The sequence below is a fragment of the Chromobacterium sp. Ag138 genome (genome assembly GCF_055181315.1).
The window spans coordinates 4,612,426-4,630,179 of sequence record NZ_JBUPWA010000001.1 but is presented as its reverse complement, the minus strand read 5'-3'; the positions used below and the strand labels follow the sequence as shown (position 1 = coordinate 4,630,179).

14 protein-coding genes and 1 riboswitch are annotated in these 17,754 nt (G+C 69.1%); of the genes, 13 read left to right on the top strand and 1 reads right to left on the bottom strand.

Annotated elements, in window-relative coordinates; all coding sequences use genetic code 11:
• Positions 1 to 2: 2 nt before the first annotated feature.
• A complete protein-coding gene (locus ACY3GB_RS21555; RefSeq protein WP_463090535.1) occupies positions 3 to 1,475 on the bottom strand; it encodes a cobyric acid synthase in 1,473 nt (490 codons plus the stop codon).
• Positions 1,476 to 1,608: 133 nt separating this feature from the next.
• Here ACY3GB_RS21555 and cbiB point away from each other — a divergent pair, with 133 nt between their 5' ends.
• From cbiB to ACY3GB_RS21490, 13 genes are all read left to right on the top strand, one after another.
• Positions 1,609 to 2,547, top strand: coding sequence for an adenosylcobinamide-phosphate synthase CbiB (gene cbiB, locus ACY3GB_RS21550; RefSeq protein WP_463090534.1), 939 nt, complete (start codon positions 1,609 to 1,611; stop codon positions 2,545 to 2,547).
• Positions 2,540 to 3,538, top strand: coding sequence for a threonine-phosphate decarboxylase CobD (cobD, locus tag ACY3GB_RS21545; protein WP_463090533.1), 999 nt, complete (start codon positions 2,540 to 2,542; stop codon positions 3,536 to 3,538). The genes cbiB and cobD overlap by 8 nt, the downstream gene beginning before the upstream one ends.
• 67 nt (positions 3,539 to 3,605) lie before the next feature.
• Positions 3,606 to 3,790, top strand: a riboswitch (cobalamin riboswitch).
• Between the two features lie 108 nt (positions 3,791 to 3,898).
• A complete protein-coding gene (locus ACY3GB_RS21540) occupies positions 3,899 to 4,945 on the top strand; it encodes a HoxN/HupN/NixA family nickel/cobalt transporter (RefSeq protein WP_463090532.1) in 1,047 nt (348 codons plus the stop codon).
• On the top strand, positions 4,942 to 5,271 hold the full coding sequence (locus tag ACY3GB_RS21535) for a (2Fe-2S) ferredoxin domain-containing protein (RefSeq protein ID WP_463090531.1): 330 nt from the start codon (positions 4,942 to 4,944) through the stop codon (positions 5,269 to 5,271). Before ACY3GB_RS21540 ends, ACY3GB_RS21535 begins: the two co-directional genes overlap by 4 nt.
• Entirely contained in the window at positions 5,268 to 9,413 is a 4,146-nt protein-coding gene (locus ACY3GB_RS21530; RefSeq protein ID WP_463090530.1) for a cobaltochelatase subunit CobN, read from the top strand. The genes ACY3GB_RS21535 and ACY3GB_RS21530 overlap by 4 nt, the downstream gene beginning before the upstream one ends.
• A complete protein-coding gene (locus ACY3GB_RS21525) occupies positions 9,410 to 11,320 on the top strand; it encodes a putative cobaltochelatase (RefSeq protein ID WP_463090529.1) in 1,911 nt (636 codons plus the stop codon). The genes ACY3GB_RS21530 and ACY3GB_RS21525 overlap by 4 nt, the downstream gene beginning before the upstream one ends.
• A 1-nt stretch (position 11,321) precedes the next feature.
• On the top strand, positions 11,322 to 12,083 hold the full coding sequence (gene cobA, locus ACY3GB_RS21520; RefSeq protein ID WP_463090528.1) for a uroporphyrinogen-III C-methyltransferase: 762 nt from the start codon (positions 11,322 to 11,324) through the stop codon (positions 12,081 to 12,083).
• Positions 12,080 to 12,781: a cobalt-precorrin-7 (C(5))-methyltransferase gene (locus ACY3GB_RS21515; RefSeq protein ID WP_463090527.1), complete on the top strand. Its 702-nt coding sequence runs from the start codon at positions 12,080 to 12,082 to the stop codon at positions 12,779 to 12,781. Before cobA ends, ACY3GB_RS21515 begins: the two co-directional genes overlap by 4 nt.
• Positions 12,778 to 14,343, top strand: a complete 1,566-nt coding sequence (locus ACY3GB_RS21510) for a precorrin-8X methylmutase (RefSeq protein ID WP_463090526.1) — start codon at positions 12,778 to 12,780, stop codon at positions 14,341 to 14,343. Before ACY3GB_RS21515 ends, ACY3GB_RS21510 begins: the two co-directional genes overlap by 4 nt.
• Positions 14,344 to 14,348: 5 nt before the next feature.
• On the top strand, positions 14,349 to 15,473 hold the full coding sequence (cbiD, locus tag ACY3GB_RS21505) for a cobalt-precorrin-5B (C(1))-methyltransferase CbiD (protein WP_463090525.1): 1,125 nt from the start codon (positions 14,349 to 14,351) through the stop codon (positions 15,471 to 15,473).
• The gene (cobI, locus tag ACY3GB_RS21500) at positions 15,470 to 16,198 is read left to right on the top strand and encodes a precorrin-2 C(20)-methyltransferase (RefSeq protein WP_463090524.1); all 729 of its coding nucleotides are present in this window, start codon (positions 15,470 to 15,472) and stop codon (positions 16,196 to 16,198) included. The genes cbiD and cobI overlap by 4 nt, the downstream gene beginning before the upstream one ends.
• Positions 16,195 to 16,998 (top strand): precorrin-4 C(11)-methyltransferase, encoded by an 804-nt coding sequence (cobM, locus tag ACY3GB_RS21495; protein ID WP_463090523.1) that lies wholly within the window; start codon positions 16,195 to 16,197, stop codon positions 16,996 to 16,998. Before cobI ends, cobM begins: the two co-directional genes overlap by 4 nt.
• On the top strand, positions 16,995 to 17,738 hold the full coding sequence (locus ACY3GB_RS21490) for a cobalamin biosynthesis protein (RefSeq protein WP_463090522.1): 744 nt from the start codon (positions 16,995 to 16,997) through the stop codon (positions 17,736 to 17,738). Before cobM ends, ACY3GB_RS21490 begins: the two co-directional genes overlap by 4 nt.
• Positions 17,739 to 17,754 lie beyond the last annotated feature (16 nt).

Genomic DNA, 17,754 nt, shown 5'->3' with positions numbered 1-17,754 from the left:
TATCAGCCGATCTCAGGCAGCCAGCGTCGGATCGGCCCCAGATCGAGATGCTTCTCCAGCATGTCCGCCAGCTTGTCGATATTGGCCTCGCGCAGCGCCGGGTAGTCCAGCGCCTCCGGCTCCGCCAGCCCCGCCCAGCGCAAGATGGCCTGGCAGGCGGCGGGTTCGTCGAACACGCCGTGCAGATAGGTGGCGAAGATCTGGTCGTCTTCCGAGCGCGCGCCGTCGGCCGAGCCGTCGTCAAAGCGCACCGCGGGCCTGGCCAAGGCCGGCCCTTGGCTCACCCCCATGTGGATTTCGTAGCCGGCGGCCTCAGCGTCGTCCAATGTCAGCCGGCCGCGCATCCGCGTCAGCCGCTTCTCCGGCGCCAGCGTGGTTTCCATATCCAGCCAGCCCAAGCCGTCGCCGCTGCCCGGCTCGCCCTCCAATCCATCCGGATCGTGCAGCTTCTTGCCCAGCATCTGCAGGCCGCCGCAAATGCCCAGCACCTTGCCGCCGTAGCGCAGATGGCGGCGCAGCGCCGCCTCCCAGCCTTGGGCGCGCAGCCAGGCCAGGTCGGCCAGCACGTTCTTGCTGCCGGGCAGGACGATCAAATCGGCCGGCGGGATGGGCTGGCCGGCGCGCGCCAGCGTGAATTCCACCTGCGGGTGCAGGCGCAACGGATCGAAATCGGTGTGGTTGCTGACGCGCGGCGCGGCCGGCGCCACCACCCGCAGCTTGTCGCCGCCGCCCGATGCGCATCCGGGCTTGTCCAGCCCCATGCTGTCCTCGGCCTCCAGGTGCAGGTCGTACAGATAGGGCAGCACGCCCAGCACCGGCTTGCCGGTGTGGTTCTCCAGCCACTCGACGCCGGTTTTGAGCAAGGACGGATCGCCGCGGAAGCGGTTGATCACCAGGCCGACCACGCGGGCGCGTTCGGATTCTGACAATAGCGCCAGCGTGCCGGCCAGGTGGGCGAACACGCCGCCGCGCTCGATGTCGGCCACCAGGATCACCGGGCAGTCCACCGCTTCTGCGAAGCCCATATTGGCGATGTCGCCGTCGCGCAGATTGATCTCGGCCGGGCTGCCGGCGCCCTCGGCGACGATGCATTGATACTGTTCCGCCAGCCTGGCGTGCGACGCCAGCACCGCCTTCATCGCGACCGGCTTGTAGCCGTGATAGCCGCGCGCCTCCATATTGCCGATGGCGCGGCCCTGGATGATCACCTGCGAGCCGGTGTGGCTGTTGGGCTTGAGCAGCACCGGGTTCATGTCGGTGTGCGGCTCCACGCCGCAGGCCAGCGCCTGCACCGCCTGCGAGCGGCCGATCTCGCCGCCGTCCGCCGTCACCGCGCTGTTCAGCGCCATGTTCTGCGGCTTGAACGGCGCCACCCGCACGCCGCGCCGGGCCAGCAGCCGGCACAGACCGGTGGCCAGCGCGCTCTTGCCGGCGTCGGACGTGGCGCCCTGGATCATGATGGTTTTGGCGGTCATGGCGATCTCCCTGCGCATGGATGGCTGACAACGCTTAGAATGGCGGCTTGATTCATTCCGGCCGCCCAAAGCGCGACAGACTTGCGCATTGGATAATTCCCGGCGGCGGCCGGCCATTATATAGGGCTGTTCGTTGAATTCCGCACTGTTTCTGCCGATCGCGCTGCTGCTGGACCGCTTGCTGGGCGAACCGCCGCGCTGGCATCCGCTGGTCGGCTTCGGCCGGCTGGTCAAGGCCGTGGAGCGCTTGGCCTACCCGGCAGCGCCGGAGGCTGAGCCGGTCTGGCGCATGCGGCTGCGCGGCGCGGCGGCCATCGCGCTGCTATTGGCGCCCTTCACGCTGGCCGCCTGGGCGCTGGCGAGGCTGCCGCTGCTGGAGATTATGGTTCCGGTCGCCCTGCTCTATCTGGCCGTCGGCGCCCGCAGCCTGGCCCAGCACGCCGAGGTGGTGCGAAAAGCCTTGGCCGACTGCGACCTGGCCCTGGCCCGCGAGCGGGTGGGCTGGATCGTCAGCCGCGACACCAGCGAACTGGACGAAGCCGGCGTGGCGCGCGCGACGATTGAGTCGGTGCTGGAAAACGGCAGCGACGCCGTCTTCGCCGCGCTGTTCTGGTTTCTGGTCCTGGGCGCGCCCGGCGCGGTGCTGTACCGGCTGGCCAACACGCTGGACGCGATGTGGGGCTACAAGAACGATCACTACCTGCACTTCGGCTGGGCCGCCGCCCGCTTCGACGATGTTTTGAACTATATCCCGGCGCGTCTGGCCGCCCTCACCTATCTGCTGCTGGGCAATGCCGCAAAGGGCTGGCGCTGCTGGCGCACCCAGGCCCCCACTTGGTACAGCCCCAACGCCGGCCCGGTGATGGCCGCCGGCGCCGGCGCGCTGGGCGTCAGCCTGGGCGGCGGCGCGCGCTATCACGGCCAGTGGAAGGAACGTCCGCCGCTTGGCTGCGGTCCCACTCCCACGCACGAAGACATCGGCCGCGCGGTGCGGCTGGTCAACCGGGGCATGTGGCTGTGGGCGGCATTGTCGCTGGCGGCCGCCATCTTGATCGGAGCGATCCATGCTTGAACACGGAGGCGGCCTGCTGCGCGCCGCGGCCGAATACGGCATTCCGGCCGGAGACTGGCTGGACCTGTCCACCGGCGTCAATCCCAACGGCTGGCCGGTGCCGCCGCTGGCGGCCGACAGCTGGCTGCGGCTGCCGCAGAACCATGACGGGCTGGAGGCGGCGGCGGCGGAATATTACGGCAGCGACAAGCTGCTGGCCGTGGCCGGCTCGCAGCCGGCGATCCAGTTGTTGCCGCGGCTGCGCGCGCCCTGCCGTGTCGGCATGCTGGCGCTGTGCTACGCCGAGCACCCGCACCACTGGCAGAAGCGCGGGCACCAGCTGTTCCGGCTGTCGCCTGACGAGCTGGCCGCCGGCATAGACCAGCTGGACGTGGTGTTGCTGTGCAACCCCAACAACCCCACCGGCGACCGCTTCGACCCGGTGCTGCTGGAAAACTGGCGGCAGCGGCTGGCCGCGCGCGGTGGCTGGCTGGTGGTGGACGAAGCGTTTCTGGACGCCGCGCCGGAAGACAGCATGCTGCCGCGCATCGGCAAGCCGGGACTGATCGTGCTGCGCTCGATCGGCAAATTCTTCGGCCTGGCCGGCGCGCGCGCCGGATTCGTGTTCGGCTGGCCGGAACTGCTGAACGCCCTGGCCGAGGAACTGGGGCCATGGACGGTGGCTGGCCCGGCGCGCGAGGCGGTGAGGCTGGCGTTGCGCGACACGGCCTGGCAACAGGCGATGAAAACCAAGCTGCAACGCGACAGCTCCAGGCTGCAACGCTGCCTGGAGCGGCACGGCCTGCCGCCCGCCGGCGGCTGCGAGCTGTTTCAGTGGACGCCGGACGCAAACAGCTTGTCCACGCACCGCTACCTGGCCGGCCGCGGCATCCTGACCCGTTATTTCGAAGCCATACCCAGCCTGCGCTTCGGCCTGCCCAAGGCCGACGCCGACTGGGTGCGGCTGGAGCAGGCGCTCACCGACTGGCGGCGGCACGCGCTCGGCGCATGAGACCGCGCGACGGGCCCGGACGCCGCTCCGGCGCTACGGTTCACAGCATCGGCGTTGTCACGTATGATCCAGTCCAATCAATGACGGTGCCCCTTGATGGGTGAAACGGGAACGCGGTGCGAAACCGCGGCTGCCCCCGCAACTGTAAGCGCAGAGTCCACGCCTGACGCCACTGGCCCCTAGCAAGGTCGGGAAGGCGGCGCCGGACGACGACGCGCGAGCCAGGAGACCGGCCGTCATGCGTGTCGACGCAAGCAGAAACCGGGCGGGGTGTACCGGGGGATACGCACATGCGCCGCCCATGAAAAACCAGCGGACTGTGCCCTCGCTTGCGCGACGTGAATCGTCTTCGAGGGCACCATGCATCCATCCACCGCGCCGGCCGCCGGCCGCCGCCTGGCGCGCCACGCGCCCATTCTCGCCGGACTGATCCTGGCCAATCTATTGGCCTGGGCCTGGGCGTTCGCCGCCTTCGCCGATCACCCGGCCCAGCTCGCCACCGCGCTGCTGGCTTATCTGTTCGGCCTGCGCCACGCAGTGGACGCCGACCACATCGCCGCCATCGACAACACCGTGCGCAAGCTGATGCAGGAAGGCCGCCAACCGTCGGCGGTGGGCCTGTTCTTTTCGCTGGGCCACTCGGCGGTGGTCGTCATCGCCGTGGCGCTGATCGTGTTCGCCGCCAGCGCGCTGCAAAGCCGCGTCACTGGCTTCAAGGAGATAGGCAGCGTCATCGGCACCAGCGTGTCGGCCTTCTTCCTGCTGACCCTGGCCCTGATCAACCTGTCGTCCCTGCGCGCGGTGTGGGGGGCCTTCCGCCGCGCCCGCGCCGGCGAAGCCATCTGCGATGAACAACTGAATCTGCTGTTGAACAACCGCGGCCTGATCGCGCGCCTGCTGCGCCCGCTGTTCAAGATGGTGACCAAGAGCTGGCACATGCTGCCCATCGGCTTTTTGTTCGGCCTCGGCTTCGACACCGCCACCGAAATCGGCCTGTTCGCCATCGCCACCTCGCAAAGCGCCCACGGCGTGGCGCTGTGGCACATCATGGTATTCCCGGTGCTGTTCGCCGCCGGCATGGCGCTGGTGGACACGCTGGACAGCATGATGATGGTGGAAGTGTACGGCTGGGCCTTCGTCAATCCGGTGCGCAAGCTGTGGTACAACCTGACCATCACCTTCGTCTCCGTCGTCGTCGCCGTCGGCATCGGCGGGCTGGAAGGCCTGGGACTGCTGGCCGACAAGCTGCAGCTCACCGGCGCGTTCTGGGACTGGATCGCCGCGCTCAACGACAACCTGGCCCACTTCGGCTACTTAGTCGTCGCCGTCTTCCTGTTCACCTGGCTCGCCTCCGCCGGCATCTACAAATGGAAGCGTTTCGACCAACTGACGCCGGAGGCGCGATGAGAACCCACGACAAACACGTACTGATGTGCACCGGTCCGCGCTGCACGCCGGACGGCCAGGGATCCGAGGCGATGTTCCTGCACCTGGGCCGCGCCATAGACGCCTGCGAAGGCCTGCGCGCCAAGCGCACCCGCAGCCACTGCTTCGCGGTGTGCAAGGAAGGCCCGGTGATGGTGGTGTACCCGGACGGCGTCTGGTACCGCAAGGTCAGCGAAGCCGACGTCGAACGCATCGTCTGCCAGCATCTGAAGGGCGGCGTCCCGGTCGAAGAGCTGGTGTTCCATAAAACCGGCATCGGCGACATCGAAACGGAACCGCAGGCATGAACGCAGAAATCGCACTATTGAGCCACGCCGGCACCGACCTCGCCGCGCTGTCGCGCGCGCGTTGGCCGGAAGATTTTCCCGTTGTCGCCGGCATTTCGCTGCAAGGCATCGCCGACGAAGCCGCGATGCAGGCGCTGCTGGACGGCCAATTGGCCGATGTCCGCGCCATCGTGCTGCGCGTGCTGGGCCGCGCCGACGCGATACCGGGCCTGGAGTCGCTGCTGGCCCACGCTCGCCGGCTGCAGGCCGCCGTCATCGTGGTCAGCGGCACCGGCGAGCCGGACCCGGAGCTGCAGGCCCTGTGCAGCGCACCGGTATCGCTGCAGCAGGACGTCCACGCCTATCTGCAGGCAGGCGGCAGCGCCAACCTGGGCGAGATGATGCGCTGCCTGGCCGACCGGCTGCTGCTGACCGGCTTCGGCTACCAGAGCCCGCAGCCGCTGCCGGAGCACGGCGTCTACCACCCGGAGCTGGCCGCGCCCTGCTCGCTGGAAGATTGGCTCGAAATCCGCGATCCGGACTGGCCCACCATCGGCCTGTGCTTCTACCGCGCCCACTGGCTGTCCGGCAACACCCGCTTCATCGACCTGCTGGTGGATTGCCTGGCCGAGCGCGGCGTCAACGCGCTGCCGGTGTTCACCTCGTCATTGCGAACGATACAAGACGGTGGCCTGCCGGCGGCGCTGGCGTTGCTGGCCGACCCGCGCGCCCAAGTCTCCCTGCTGATCAACACCACCTCGTTCGCGATGGGCGACATCAACAACGACGGCCCCACCCAGCCCGGCTGGGCGGTGGAGGCGTCGGACCAACTCAACCTGCCGGTGCTGCAGGCCATCACCAGCAGCATGACCCGCGAGCAGTGGGAAGCGTCCGACCGCGGCTTCAATCCGCTGGACACCGCGATGAACGTGGCGCTGCCGGAATTCGACGGCCGCATCATAGGCGTGCCCCTGAGCTTCAAGCAGCCGGCGGAGGCAGGCCAGGCCGAGCAATACGCGCCGCTGCCTGACCGCGCCCGCCGCCTGGCCGGCATCGCCGCGCGCCTGGCGCGGCTGCGCCATGTGGAAAATGCCGACAAGCGCATCGCCTTCATCTTCACCAACTCCAACAGCAAGGCCTCGCAGATAGGCAATGCGGTGGGTCTGGATTCCCCCGCCTCGCTGTACGCGATGCTGCGCGGCATGCAAGGCCGCGGCTACCGGATGGATGAGCTGCCGCCGGACAGCGACGCGCTGATGCACGAGTTGATAGACCACGGCGCTTACGACCAGGACTACCTGAGCGCCGAGCAGATGCGCAAGGCCGCCGCCCGCGTGCCGGCCAAGCGCTACCAGGCTTGGTTCGACGAGCTGCCGGACGCGCTGCGCGGCAAGATGCTGCAACGCTGGGGCCAGCCGCCGGGCGGCGCCTACGTCGACGGCGACGAGCTGGTGTTCTCCGGCCTGGACTACGGCAATGTCTTCGTCGCGCTGCAGCCGCCGCGCGGCTACGGCATGGACCCGGACGCCATCTACCACACGCCGGACCTGCCGCCCACCCACCACTACTACGCGCTGTACCGCTGGCTGCGCGACGACTGGCGGGCCGACGCCATCGTCCACGTCGGCAAGCACGGCACGCTGGAATGGCTGCCGGGCAAGGGCGTGGGCCTGTCGCAGAACTGCTTCCCGGACGCGCTCTTGGGCGACATGCCGCTGTTCTACCCCTTCATCGTCAACGATCCGGGCGAAGGCTCGCAGGCCAAGCGCCGCGGCCACGCGGTGATCATCGACCACCTGACGCCGACCATGACCACCGCCGACAGCTACGGCCCGCTGGCGCAGCTGACCCAGCTGGTGGACGAGTACTACCAGGTGGAGCTCTTGGACCCAAACAAGCTGCCGCTGCTGCAGCAACAGATCTGGGACCTGATCAAGGAAGCCAAGCTCGACACCGACCTGGCGGCGATGCTGAAGCACGATCATGACCATGATCACGGGCACGAGCCTCACCACGAACACGGCCATGGCCATCATCACGACCATGATCACCCGCATGGCGGACACCAGCACGCGCCCGCCGCCGTCCACGGCAAATACCGGCCGCAGGCGGCCAAGCCGGCGGCCGCGATGAAGCCGGCGACGGCCGCGGCGGCGAAATACCGCCCGGCCAAGGCCGCGCACGGCCACGATCATGGACACCATCACCACCACGATCATGGCGACCATGGCCATCACCACGGCCACCATGACCACCATCATCATGATCATCACGGCCACAACCACGACCACCACGACCATGACCACGATTGGGACGACACGCTGAACGAGGACGGCGTGCCGCTGAGCCTGGCCAAGATGGACGGCGTCGACGTCGCCCACCTGATCGAGGACATAGACGGCTATCTGTGCGAGCTGAGCGCGGCGCAGATCCGCGACGGCCTGCACGTGCTGGGCAACGCGCCGCAGGGCGAGGCGCTGATCGACATGCTGCTGGCGCTGACCCGGCTGCCCAACCTCGGCATCCCGGGCCTGCCCGCCAGCGTGGCGGCGGCCTGCGGCGGCGACTGGCCGCTGTGGCAGCAGAATCAGGGCAAGCGGCTGGCCGATGCCCCAATTGAATTAGCTAGGCTAGCAGGCCAGGCCCTGGTCACCCGCGCCGACGCGCACGACGCGGTGCTGAAGCTGGCGCGCGCGCTGATCGCCGATCTGGCCGCGCGCGGCTACGACGCCGCCGCCATCCCGGCCGCCGTCGAAAACATCCTGCCCGGCATCGAGCCGAACACCGATCTGGAGCGGGTGCTGAACTTCGTCTGCGCCGAACTATGCCTCAAACTCGCCCGCACCGCCGAGGAGATAGACAACCTGCTGCGCGGCCTGGAAGGCGGCTACGTGCCGGCCGGCCCCAGCGGCGCGCCGACGCGCGGCATGGCCCACATCCTGCCCACCGGCCGCAATTTCTACTCGGTGGACCCGCGCAGCCTGCCGTCCAACGCCGCCTGGCGCATAGGCGATGGCCTGGCGCGCGAGATGCTGGCGCGCCATCTGAAGGAAACCGGCCAGTATCCGGAGTCAGTGGCCATCAGCGTGTGGGGCACCAGCGCAATGCGCACCCACGGCGACGACATCGCCGAAATCCTGTCCCTGCTCGGCGTCAAGCCGCGCTGGCAGCAGGAAAGCCGCCGGGTGCAGGGCCTGGAAGTCATTCCCCTGGCCGAACTGGGCCGGCCGCGCATCGACGTCACCGTGCGCATCAGCGGCTTCTTCCGCGACGCCTTCCCGCACCTGATTTCGCTGATCGACGAGGCGGTGCACACCGTGGCGCGGCTGGACGAGCCGGCGGAGCAGAACTTCCTGCGCAAGCACTACCTGGCCGACCTGAAAAACGAACTATTGAGCGCGCTGCCCGACGCCGACGCGCAATCGCTGTACCGCGTGTTCGGGGCCAAGCCGGGCAGCTACGGCGCCGGCATCCTGCCGCTGATCAACGAGCAGAACTGGCAGAACGACGCCGATTTCGCCACCGCCTACGTCAACTGGGGCGGCTACGCCTACGGCCGCGAGGCCAACGGCGCCGACGCCCGCGACGCGCTGCGCCATCGGCTGGCGGGCGTGGAAGTCGCCCTGCACAACCAGGACAACCGCGAGCACGACATCTTCGACAGCGACGACTACCTGCAATACCACGGCGGGATGATCGCGACGATACGCAGCCTCAGCGGCCGCCAGCCGCGCGCCTTCTTCGGCGACAGCCACAATCCGGAGCTGCCTGCGGTGCGCGGCCTGAAGGAGGAAGTGCTGCGCGTGTTCCGCTCGCGGGTGGCCAACCCCAAGTGGATCGCCGGCATCCAGAAGCACGGCTACAAGGGCGCGCTGGAGCTGACCGCCACCGTCGACTACCTGTTCGGCTACGACGCCACCGCCCAGGTGGTGGACGACTGGGTCTACGAGCAGTTGGCGCAAAGCTACGCGCTGGACCCGGCGATGCAGCAATTCTTCGCCGACAGCAACCCCTGGGCGCTGAACGCCATCACCGACCGCCTGCTGGAAGCGGCGCAGCGCCAGCTGTGGGCCGAGCCGGACCCGGAGACGCTGGCCGCCTTGCAACAGTTGCACCTGGATAGCGAAGCGCTGCTGGAAGCGCGTGGAGAAAACCAAGCATGAGCCCGATTTACCCGTTCGCCGCCATCGTCGGCCAGGAACAACTGAAGCAGGCGCTGCTGATCTGCGCGGTGGACCCGACGGTCGGCGGCGTGCTGGTGCGCGGCGACAAGGGCAGCGCCAAGAGCACCGCCGCGCGCGGCCTGGCCGCCGTGCTGCCAGCCATACGCCGGGCGAGCGGCTGCGGCTACAACTGCGAGCCCGACCATCCGCTGCCGCTGTGCCCGGTGTGCTCCGGCGACGCGCGCGCGCTGCATGACGGCCCGGTGCCCTTCATCAACCTGCCGCTGGGCGCCACCGAAGACCGGGTGCTGGGCAGCCTTGACTTCGAAAAGGCGCTGCAGGGCGGCAAGCAGGCGTTCAAGCCCGGCCTCTTGGCGGCGGCCCACCGCGGCATGCTCTACATCGACGAAGTGAACCTGCTGGCCGACCATCTGGTGGACGTGCTGCTGGACGCCGCTGCGATGGGCGTCAATACCGTGGAGCGCGAGGGCCTGGCGGTCAGCCACCCGGCGCGGGTGACGTTGCTCGGCACCATGAACCAGGAGGAAGGCGATCTGCGGCCGCAATTGCTGGACCGCTTCGGCCTGATGGTGGACGTGGCCGCGCCGCGCGAGCCTGTCCTGCGCGCCGAGGTGGTGCGCCGCCGCCTGGCCTTCGAGGCCGACCCGGCCGGCTTCGCCGCGCAATGGCAAACCGACAGTGAGGCGCTGCGCGAAAACATCGCCGCCGCCCGCGCGCTGCTGCCGCAAACCCAGCTCAGCGATAGCCTGTTCCACTTCGTCAGCGAACTGTGCTGCGAATTCGACGTCACCAGCCTGCGCGCCGACATCGTGCTGAACAAGGCCGCGCGCGCGCTGGCCGCGCTGGACGGCCGCATTGACGCCTCTGCTGAAGACATCCGCGACGCCGCCCGGCTGGTGCTGCCGCACCGCCGCCGCCGCAAGCCCTTCGAGCAGAGCGGGCTGGACCAGGACAAGCTGGAGCGGATGACGCAGCAGGCGTCCACGCCGCCTCCTCCGCCGACACAGGACCAGGACGAGGCCACGCAGCCGCCGCCGGACGCCGACGGCGAGCAGGAGCCGAAGCCTTCCGGCCATGGTTCGGAGCAGATCTTCTCCGCCGCCCCGGCCGGCGACATCGCCCGCATCCGCGTCCAGGCGCCATCCCTCAGCGACGCGGCCGGCCGCCGCAGCGACGGCGCCAGCCGCCAGCGCGGCCATTACGTGCGCGCCGAGGCCAATCCGCAGCCGGCACAGCTGGCGGTGGACGCCACGCTGCGCCACGCGATCTTGCGCGATCCGGGCAATTTTTCCGTCACCCGCGCCGACCTGCACGACAAGGTCCGCGTCGCCAAACAGGGCAACCTGATCCTGCTGGTCGTCGACGCGTCCGGATCGATGGCTGCCCGCCAACGGATGGAGCAAGTCAAGGGCACGGTGCTGAGCCTGTTGGAAGACGCCTACCGCAGGCGCGACCAGGTGGCGCTGATCGCCTTCCGCGGCCAGCAAGCCGAACTGTTGCTGCCGCCGTGCAACCGCGTAGAGCAGGCCGAAGCCGCGCTGCGCGAGCTGCCCACCGGCGGCCGCACGCCGCTGGCGCACGCGCTGGCGCTGGCCGCCGACACGCTGTCCCGCCAGTTGGGCGGCCCGGCGCCGCTGTTGGTGATCCTGAGCGACGGCCGCGCCAATGTGGCGCTGGACGGAGACGGCGACCCGTGGCGGCAGGCGCTGGACCTGGCCGGCCAGCTGGCCGGCGCGCCGGCGCTGGTGCTGGACACCGAGCAGGACTTCGTCCGCCTGGGCCGCGCCCGCGAGCTGGCCGAGGCGCTGGGCGCCGAATACCTGGCTTGCGACGCCCTCACCGGCGAGCAGCTGACATTGACGATTCAACAAAGACTGGGCCGCTGAGATGACGGGCAAGGTTTACCTGATAGGCGCCGGCCCCGGCGACCTGGACATGCTCACGCTGAAGGCCGCGCGCTGCCTAAAGCTGGCCGACGTGGCGCTGGTGGACGATCTGGTGCATCCGGACATTCGCACCCTGCTGCGGCCGGACGCCGAGATCGTACCGGTCGGCAAGCGCGGCGGCTGCCCGTCGACGCCGCAGGCGGCCATCGAGCAGCGCATGATAGACGAAGCCCGCGCCGGCAGGACGGTGGCGCGCCTCAAGGGCGGCGACCCCTTCGTCTTCGGCCGCGGCGGCGAGGAAATGCTGACGCTGCAAGCGGCCGGCGTCGAGGTGGAAATCGTCAACGGCCTCAGCGCCGGCCTGGCGGTGCCGGCCACGCTGGGCATCCCGCTGACCCACCGCCATTTCGTCCACGGCGTGACCTTCGTCTCCGGCCACCCGCACCAGGACGGCGACGAGCCCAATTGGCAGGCGCTGGCGCAAAGCGGCATGACGCTGGTGATCTATATGGGCGTCAAGCGGCTGCCCTTGATCCGCGCCGAGCTGCTGCGCCACGGCCTGAAACCCGACACCCCGGCGGCGGCGATAGAAAACGGCACGCTGCCGCAGCAACGCCAGGTGCTGAGCACGCTGGACGCGCTGGAACAAGACATGAGCGCGGCCGGCATCCACAGCCCGGCGCTGATCGTCATCGGACCGACGGTGGCGCTGGCGTCCTGTAGCCCGTCCGCCGCCAACGACATAACGAAGGAATACGCATGATCATCTGCATAGGCGCCGGCCCCGGCGACATCGGCTACCTGCCGCAGCGCTCGGCCCAACTGATACGCGAGGCCGACGTGGTGGCCGGCTTCAACGCGGTGGTGGACGTGGTCCGCCCGCTTATCCCGGACAGCGCCGAAGTGATCCAGATGGGCTACCGCGACCAGGTGGCCCAGCTGGACATCGTCGCCGAGCGCCACCGCGCCGGCAAGAAGTGCGTGGTGGTGTTCATGGGCGACATCCATTTCAGCGGCTTCCAGTACCTGGAGCGGGTGGAGCGCGCCTGCGGCCACCCGGTGGAAACGATACCGGGCATCTCCTCGGCGCAGATCCTGGCCTCGCGCGGCAAGGTGTGCTTCGACGAAACCAGCTTCATCACCTTCCACCGCCGCGGCGACCTGACCCCGTTCAAGCGCCATCTGGTGCATGTGCTGCAGGACGGCCGCAACGCCATCGTGATCCCCTGCCCGTGGGACGAGGCGCGCTCCTTCATGCCCTGGCACATCGCCGCCTACCTGCTGGAAAACGGCATCCCGGCCGGCCAGCGGGTGGAAGTGTGGGAAAACCTGACCCGCAACGAGGCGGAATGGCGCGGCACGCTGGCCGAGTGCGCAGAGCAGCGCTTCTCCGACATGAGCATCATGCTGATCCGCACGCTCGCGCCGATGGACAGCCAGATCGAGCCGACCCACAAATGAGCCCGCAAGACTACGCCATCGTGCTCGCCGGCCACGGCAGCCGCGACCCGGACGGGGTGAACGAGTTCATGCAGCTGGTGGACGCGCTGAAGGCGCGCGCCGGCGACCGCCCAATCGCCCACGGTTTTCTGGAATTCGCCCGCCCGACCATAGACGAGGCGGTGGAGCAGGTGCTGGCCGCCGGCGCCAAGACCGTGGTGATGGTGCCCGGCGTGCTGTTGGCCGCCACCCACGCCAAGAACGACATGCCCAGCGAGCTGTTGGCGCTGCGGCAAGCCCATCCGGGCGTCGACTTTCACTTCGGCGCGGCGCTGGACCTGCATCCGCGGCTGTTGGCGCTGTGCCGCCAGCGCATCGTCGAGTCCGAGGCCGCCTCGCCGCAGACCATCTCGCGCAACGACGCCTGTCTGGTCGTCGTCGGCCGCGGCACCTCGGACCCGGACGCCAATTCCGAAATCTCCAAGCTCGCGCGCATGCTGGAGGAAGGCCTGGGCTTCGCCGCCTCCTTCGTCTGCTATTCCGGCACCGCCAAGCCCCTGGTGGCCGATGGCCTGCGCGCCGCCGCCATGCTGGGCTACCGCCGCATCGTGGTGCTGCCCTACTTCCTGTTCGACGGCGTGCTGGTCAAGCGCATCTACGGCGCGGCGGCCGACCTGGCGGCGCGCCATCCGGAGATCGAGGTGCTGAGCGCCGGCTACCTGGGCCCGGACGCCCAAGTGGCCGAGGTGTTCCTGGAACGGGCGCAGGAAGGCGTGGAAGGCCGCGCCGCGATGAACTGCGCGCTGTGCAAGTACCGGGTGCAGATCGTCGGCTTCGAGCAGCAGGTGGGCGAGCCGCAGCGCGGCCACCACGGCAAGGTGCGCGGCCTGCTGGAACGCGAGCCTGCCGCCAATCAGCCGCCGGCCTGGAAGCGCTACGCCCCGCATCCGATCGAGGCGGAAAGCATGCGCATCATAGCCGAAGGCCGCGACTGGTCGGCCTTCCCGGCCGAGCAGCGCACCGCGCTGATGCGGCTGGTGCACACCACCGGCGACTTCAACAGCGTGGACGACCTGTTCTTCTCGCCCGGCGCTTGCGAAACCGGCATGCGCGCGCTGCTGCGCTGCCGCCGCGTGGTCACCGACGTCACCATGGTGGAAACCGGCCTCAAGCGCGAAGTGCTGCGCCAGCTGGAAGTGGAAACCTGGTGCGGCGTGCACGACGAGGAAACCCGGCTGCTGGCCGAGGCCAGCGGCCTTACCCGCTCCGCCGCCGGCATCCGCCGCGCCTGGCAGAAGTTCGGCAACGACTGCGTGGTGGCGATAGGCGACGCGCCGACCGCGATCCGCGAAGTGGTGCGGCTGGTGCGCGAGCACGGCTGGCGGCCGCAACTGGTGGTCGGCCTGCCGGTGGGCTTCGTCGGCACCCGCGAATGCAAGGAGGAGCTGCGCGCGCTGCTGCAAGTGCCGCGCATCACCAACCGCGGCACCCGCGGCGGCTCGCCGTGGGCGGCCACCGTGGTCAACGCGCTGATGATAGACGCGATCGAACACGTCCATCAGCAGCAGCAACGGGAAGAGTGAACCCGGTGCGCCAGCCTTACGACCTCGCCGCCCCCGCGCCCAACGGCATGCGCCGCGGCCGCACCACCGGCAGTTGCGCCACCGCCGCCGTCAAGGCGGCGCTGATGCTGTTGCTGGACGGCGTGGACGCCGACGAGGTCTTCATCAGCCTGCCTGACCCGGACTTCTACCTAGCGGTGCCGGTGCAAAGCGTGGCCTGGCTGGACGAAAACACCGTGCGCGCCGAAGTGCTGAAGTACGCCGGCGACGACCCGGACAACACCGACGGCGCGACGATCTTCGCCGAGGTGAAAGTGAACGGCAGCGGCGCGCTGCGCTTCCTGGCCGCGCCCGGCGTCGGCATGGTCACCCAGCCCGGCCTGCGCATCCCGCCCGGCGAGCCGGCGATCAACCCGGTGCCGCGCCAGATGATGCGGATGGCGGTGGAGGAAGCGCTGGCCGGCCGGCCCGACCCCGGCTTTGACCTGGCGATAGGCTGCGTCGACGGCGACAAGATCGCCAAGCGCACCTTCAACCCGATGCTGGGCATCGTCGGCGGCATCTCGATATTGGGCACCAGCGGCATCGTCGAGCCGATGTCGCAGGCGGCGTGGATCGCATCGATCGAGGTCTATGTGCGGGTGGCGCTGGGCGAGTTGCCGCCGGCCATCGCCTTCACCCCCGGCAAGATAGGCCGCGGCTACGCCGCCGACACGCTGGGGCTGGCCAAGAAACAGGTCGTCCAGATCGCCAACTTCGTCGGCGACTCGCTGGACTTCGCCGAGTCGGTGCTGATCGAGCAGGGCCGCATCCTGGACACGCTGTGGGTGCTGGGCCACCCGGGCAAGATCGCCAAGCTGCTGGACGGCGTGTGGGACACCCACTCCGGCAAGAGCGGCATGGCGATGGACGCCGTCGCCGGTGTCGCCGCCGACCTGGGCTATGCGCCCGGCCTGGTGGCGCAAATCAAACAAGCGAATACCGTGGAGAACGTAGTGCAGATCATGAGCAGCCAGCCGGACGCCCGCGGCTACTGGATGGAAATAGAACGCCGCACCGCCGCGCGGATGGCCACCAAGGTGCCCAGCGTGCGGCAAGTGGCGGTGCGCCTCTTTAGCATGGACGGCACGCCGCTGGGAGAAGCCGCATGAAGCTGGGCACGCTGATAGGCATAGGCGTCGGGCCGGGCCCGGCCGGGCTGATTCCGGTGGCGGCGCTGGCCGCCTTGCGCCAGGCCGACATCGTCTACCTGCCGCGCGCCACCTCCAGCGACACGTCCGTCGCCCGCCAGTGCCTGGCCGGGCTGGAATTGGATGAGAGCCGCTTTCGCGAAATCGAGTTCGAGATGAATCCGGACCGCGGCGCGCTGTCGCGCCATTACGGCGCGCTGGCCGAGCGACTGGCCGCCGAATTGGAAACCGGCCGGAACGTCGCCTACCTGACCATAGGCGATTCGATGACCTACTCCACTTACGGCTACCTGCTGGCGGCGCTGCGCGAAATGCTGCCGCAGCTGGAGACGCAGACCTTTCCCGGCGTCACCAGCTTCGCCGCCACCGCGTCGGCGCTGTCCTGGCCGCTGGGCGAAGGCAAGGAACGCATCCTGATCCTGCCCTGCCCCGACGACATGGCCGAGCTGCAAGCCGATATCGACAGCCACGACATCGTGGTGCTGATGAAGATAGGCAAGCGGCTGCCCGACGTGCTGGCGCTGCTTAACCAGATGGGCATCGCTCAGCTGTGCGCCTTCGCCCGCCGCATCGGCCTGCCCGGCGAAGTGCTGTGCGCCGACGCCTCGCAATTGACGGCCGACGCCAGCGGCTACCTCGCCACCATGCTGATCCGCAAAACAGCCAGAGAAAGACGCCATTCATGAAAGTGTATTTCATCGGCGCCGGCCCCGGCGCCGCCGATCTGATCACGCTGCGCGGCAGCCGCCTGTTGGCCGCCGCCCCCATGGTGCTGTACGCCGGCTCGCTGGTGCCGGCCGAGATGCTCAGCCACTGCCGTCCGGACGCCGAAATCCACGACACCGCCGAGCTGAACCTGGACCAGCAGGAAGCGCTGTACCGCCGCGCCCAGGCCGAGGACAAGGACGTGGCGCGGCTGCACTCCGGCGACCCGGCGATCTACGGCGCCACCAATGAGCAGATGCGCCGGCTGGAAGCGCTTGACATAGCTTATGAAGTCGTCCCCGGCGTGTCCTCGTTCACCGCCGCCGCCGCCGCGCTGGGCAGCGAACTGACCCGGCCCGAGGTGTCGCAATCCATCATCCTTACCCGCACCAGCGGCCGCGCCAGCGCGGTGCCGGAGACCGAATCCATCGCCAGTTTCGCCGCCCACCGCGCGACGATGTGCATCTTCCTGTCCGGCCAGCGGCTGAAGCAGACCGTCGCCGACCTGGCGCTGCACTACCCGCCCCACACCCCGGTGGCGCTGGTGCGCCGCGCCAGCTGGCCGGACCAGTCCGTCCACCGCAGCACGCTGGGCAAGATGCTGTCCGAGGTGAAGCAGAAAGACTGGCTGCTGACCACGCTGCTGTTGGTCGGCGAAGCGCTGTCGCGCGAAGGCGGCGTCGAATCCAGCCTGTACGCGGCCAGCTTCACCCACATCTTCCGCGACGGCGACGACCGCAAGACCAAGCGGGCCAGCCTGCAGAAAGAAAACCAGGCATGAGCCGCGCCGTGTGGCTGGTGCGCGCCGAGGCGCTGCCCTTGGGACAGAAACTGGCATCGGAGCTGGACGCCCGGCTGTACCAGCCGTGGCTAGAGCCCGGCATAAGCGGCCGCGAGCAATTCCGCGCCGCCTTCCATGCGCACAGCCACTGGGTGTTGGTGATGGCCAGCGGCATCGCCGTCCGCTATCTGGACGGCCTGCCGCAAAGCAAGTACAGCGACCCGGCGGTGGTGGTGATGGACGAAGCCGCCCGCTTCGCCATCCCGCTGTTGTCCGGCCACGAAGGCGGAGCGAATGACCTTGCCTACCAAGCGGCGCGGCTGACCGGTGCCATCCCGGCCGTCACCACCGCCACCGAAGCAGTGAAGCCGCTGACGCTGGGCATCGGCTGCCGCCGCGGCAAAAGCGCCGAAGCCATCGAACAAGCCGTGCTGCAAGCCCTGGCCGGCCGGCCGCTGACCGACGTGCGCGAAGCGGCGACGATAGACCTGAAGGCCGACGAAGAAGGCCTGTTGGCATTCTGCGCCCGCCACGCGCTGCCGCTGCGGGTCATCGCCCGCGAAGACGTCGCCGCCCGCGGCTGGACCAGCGCGCCGTCGGACTGGGTGCGGCGGAACGTCGGCGTGGACGGCGTGTGCGAGCCGTGCGCGCTGATCGCCAGCCCGCGGGGGCGGCTGATCGTGCCCAAGACGGCTGTGGATGGGGTGACGGTGGCCATTGTCGAAGACAGCGCCTTTTAAATACGCAGGCCCAAAT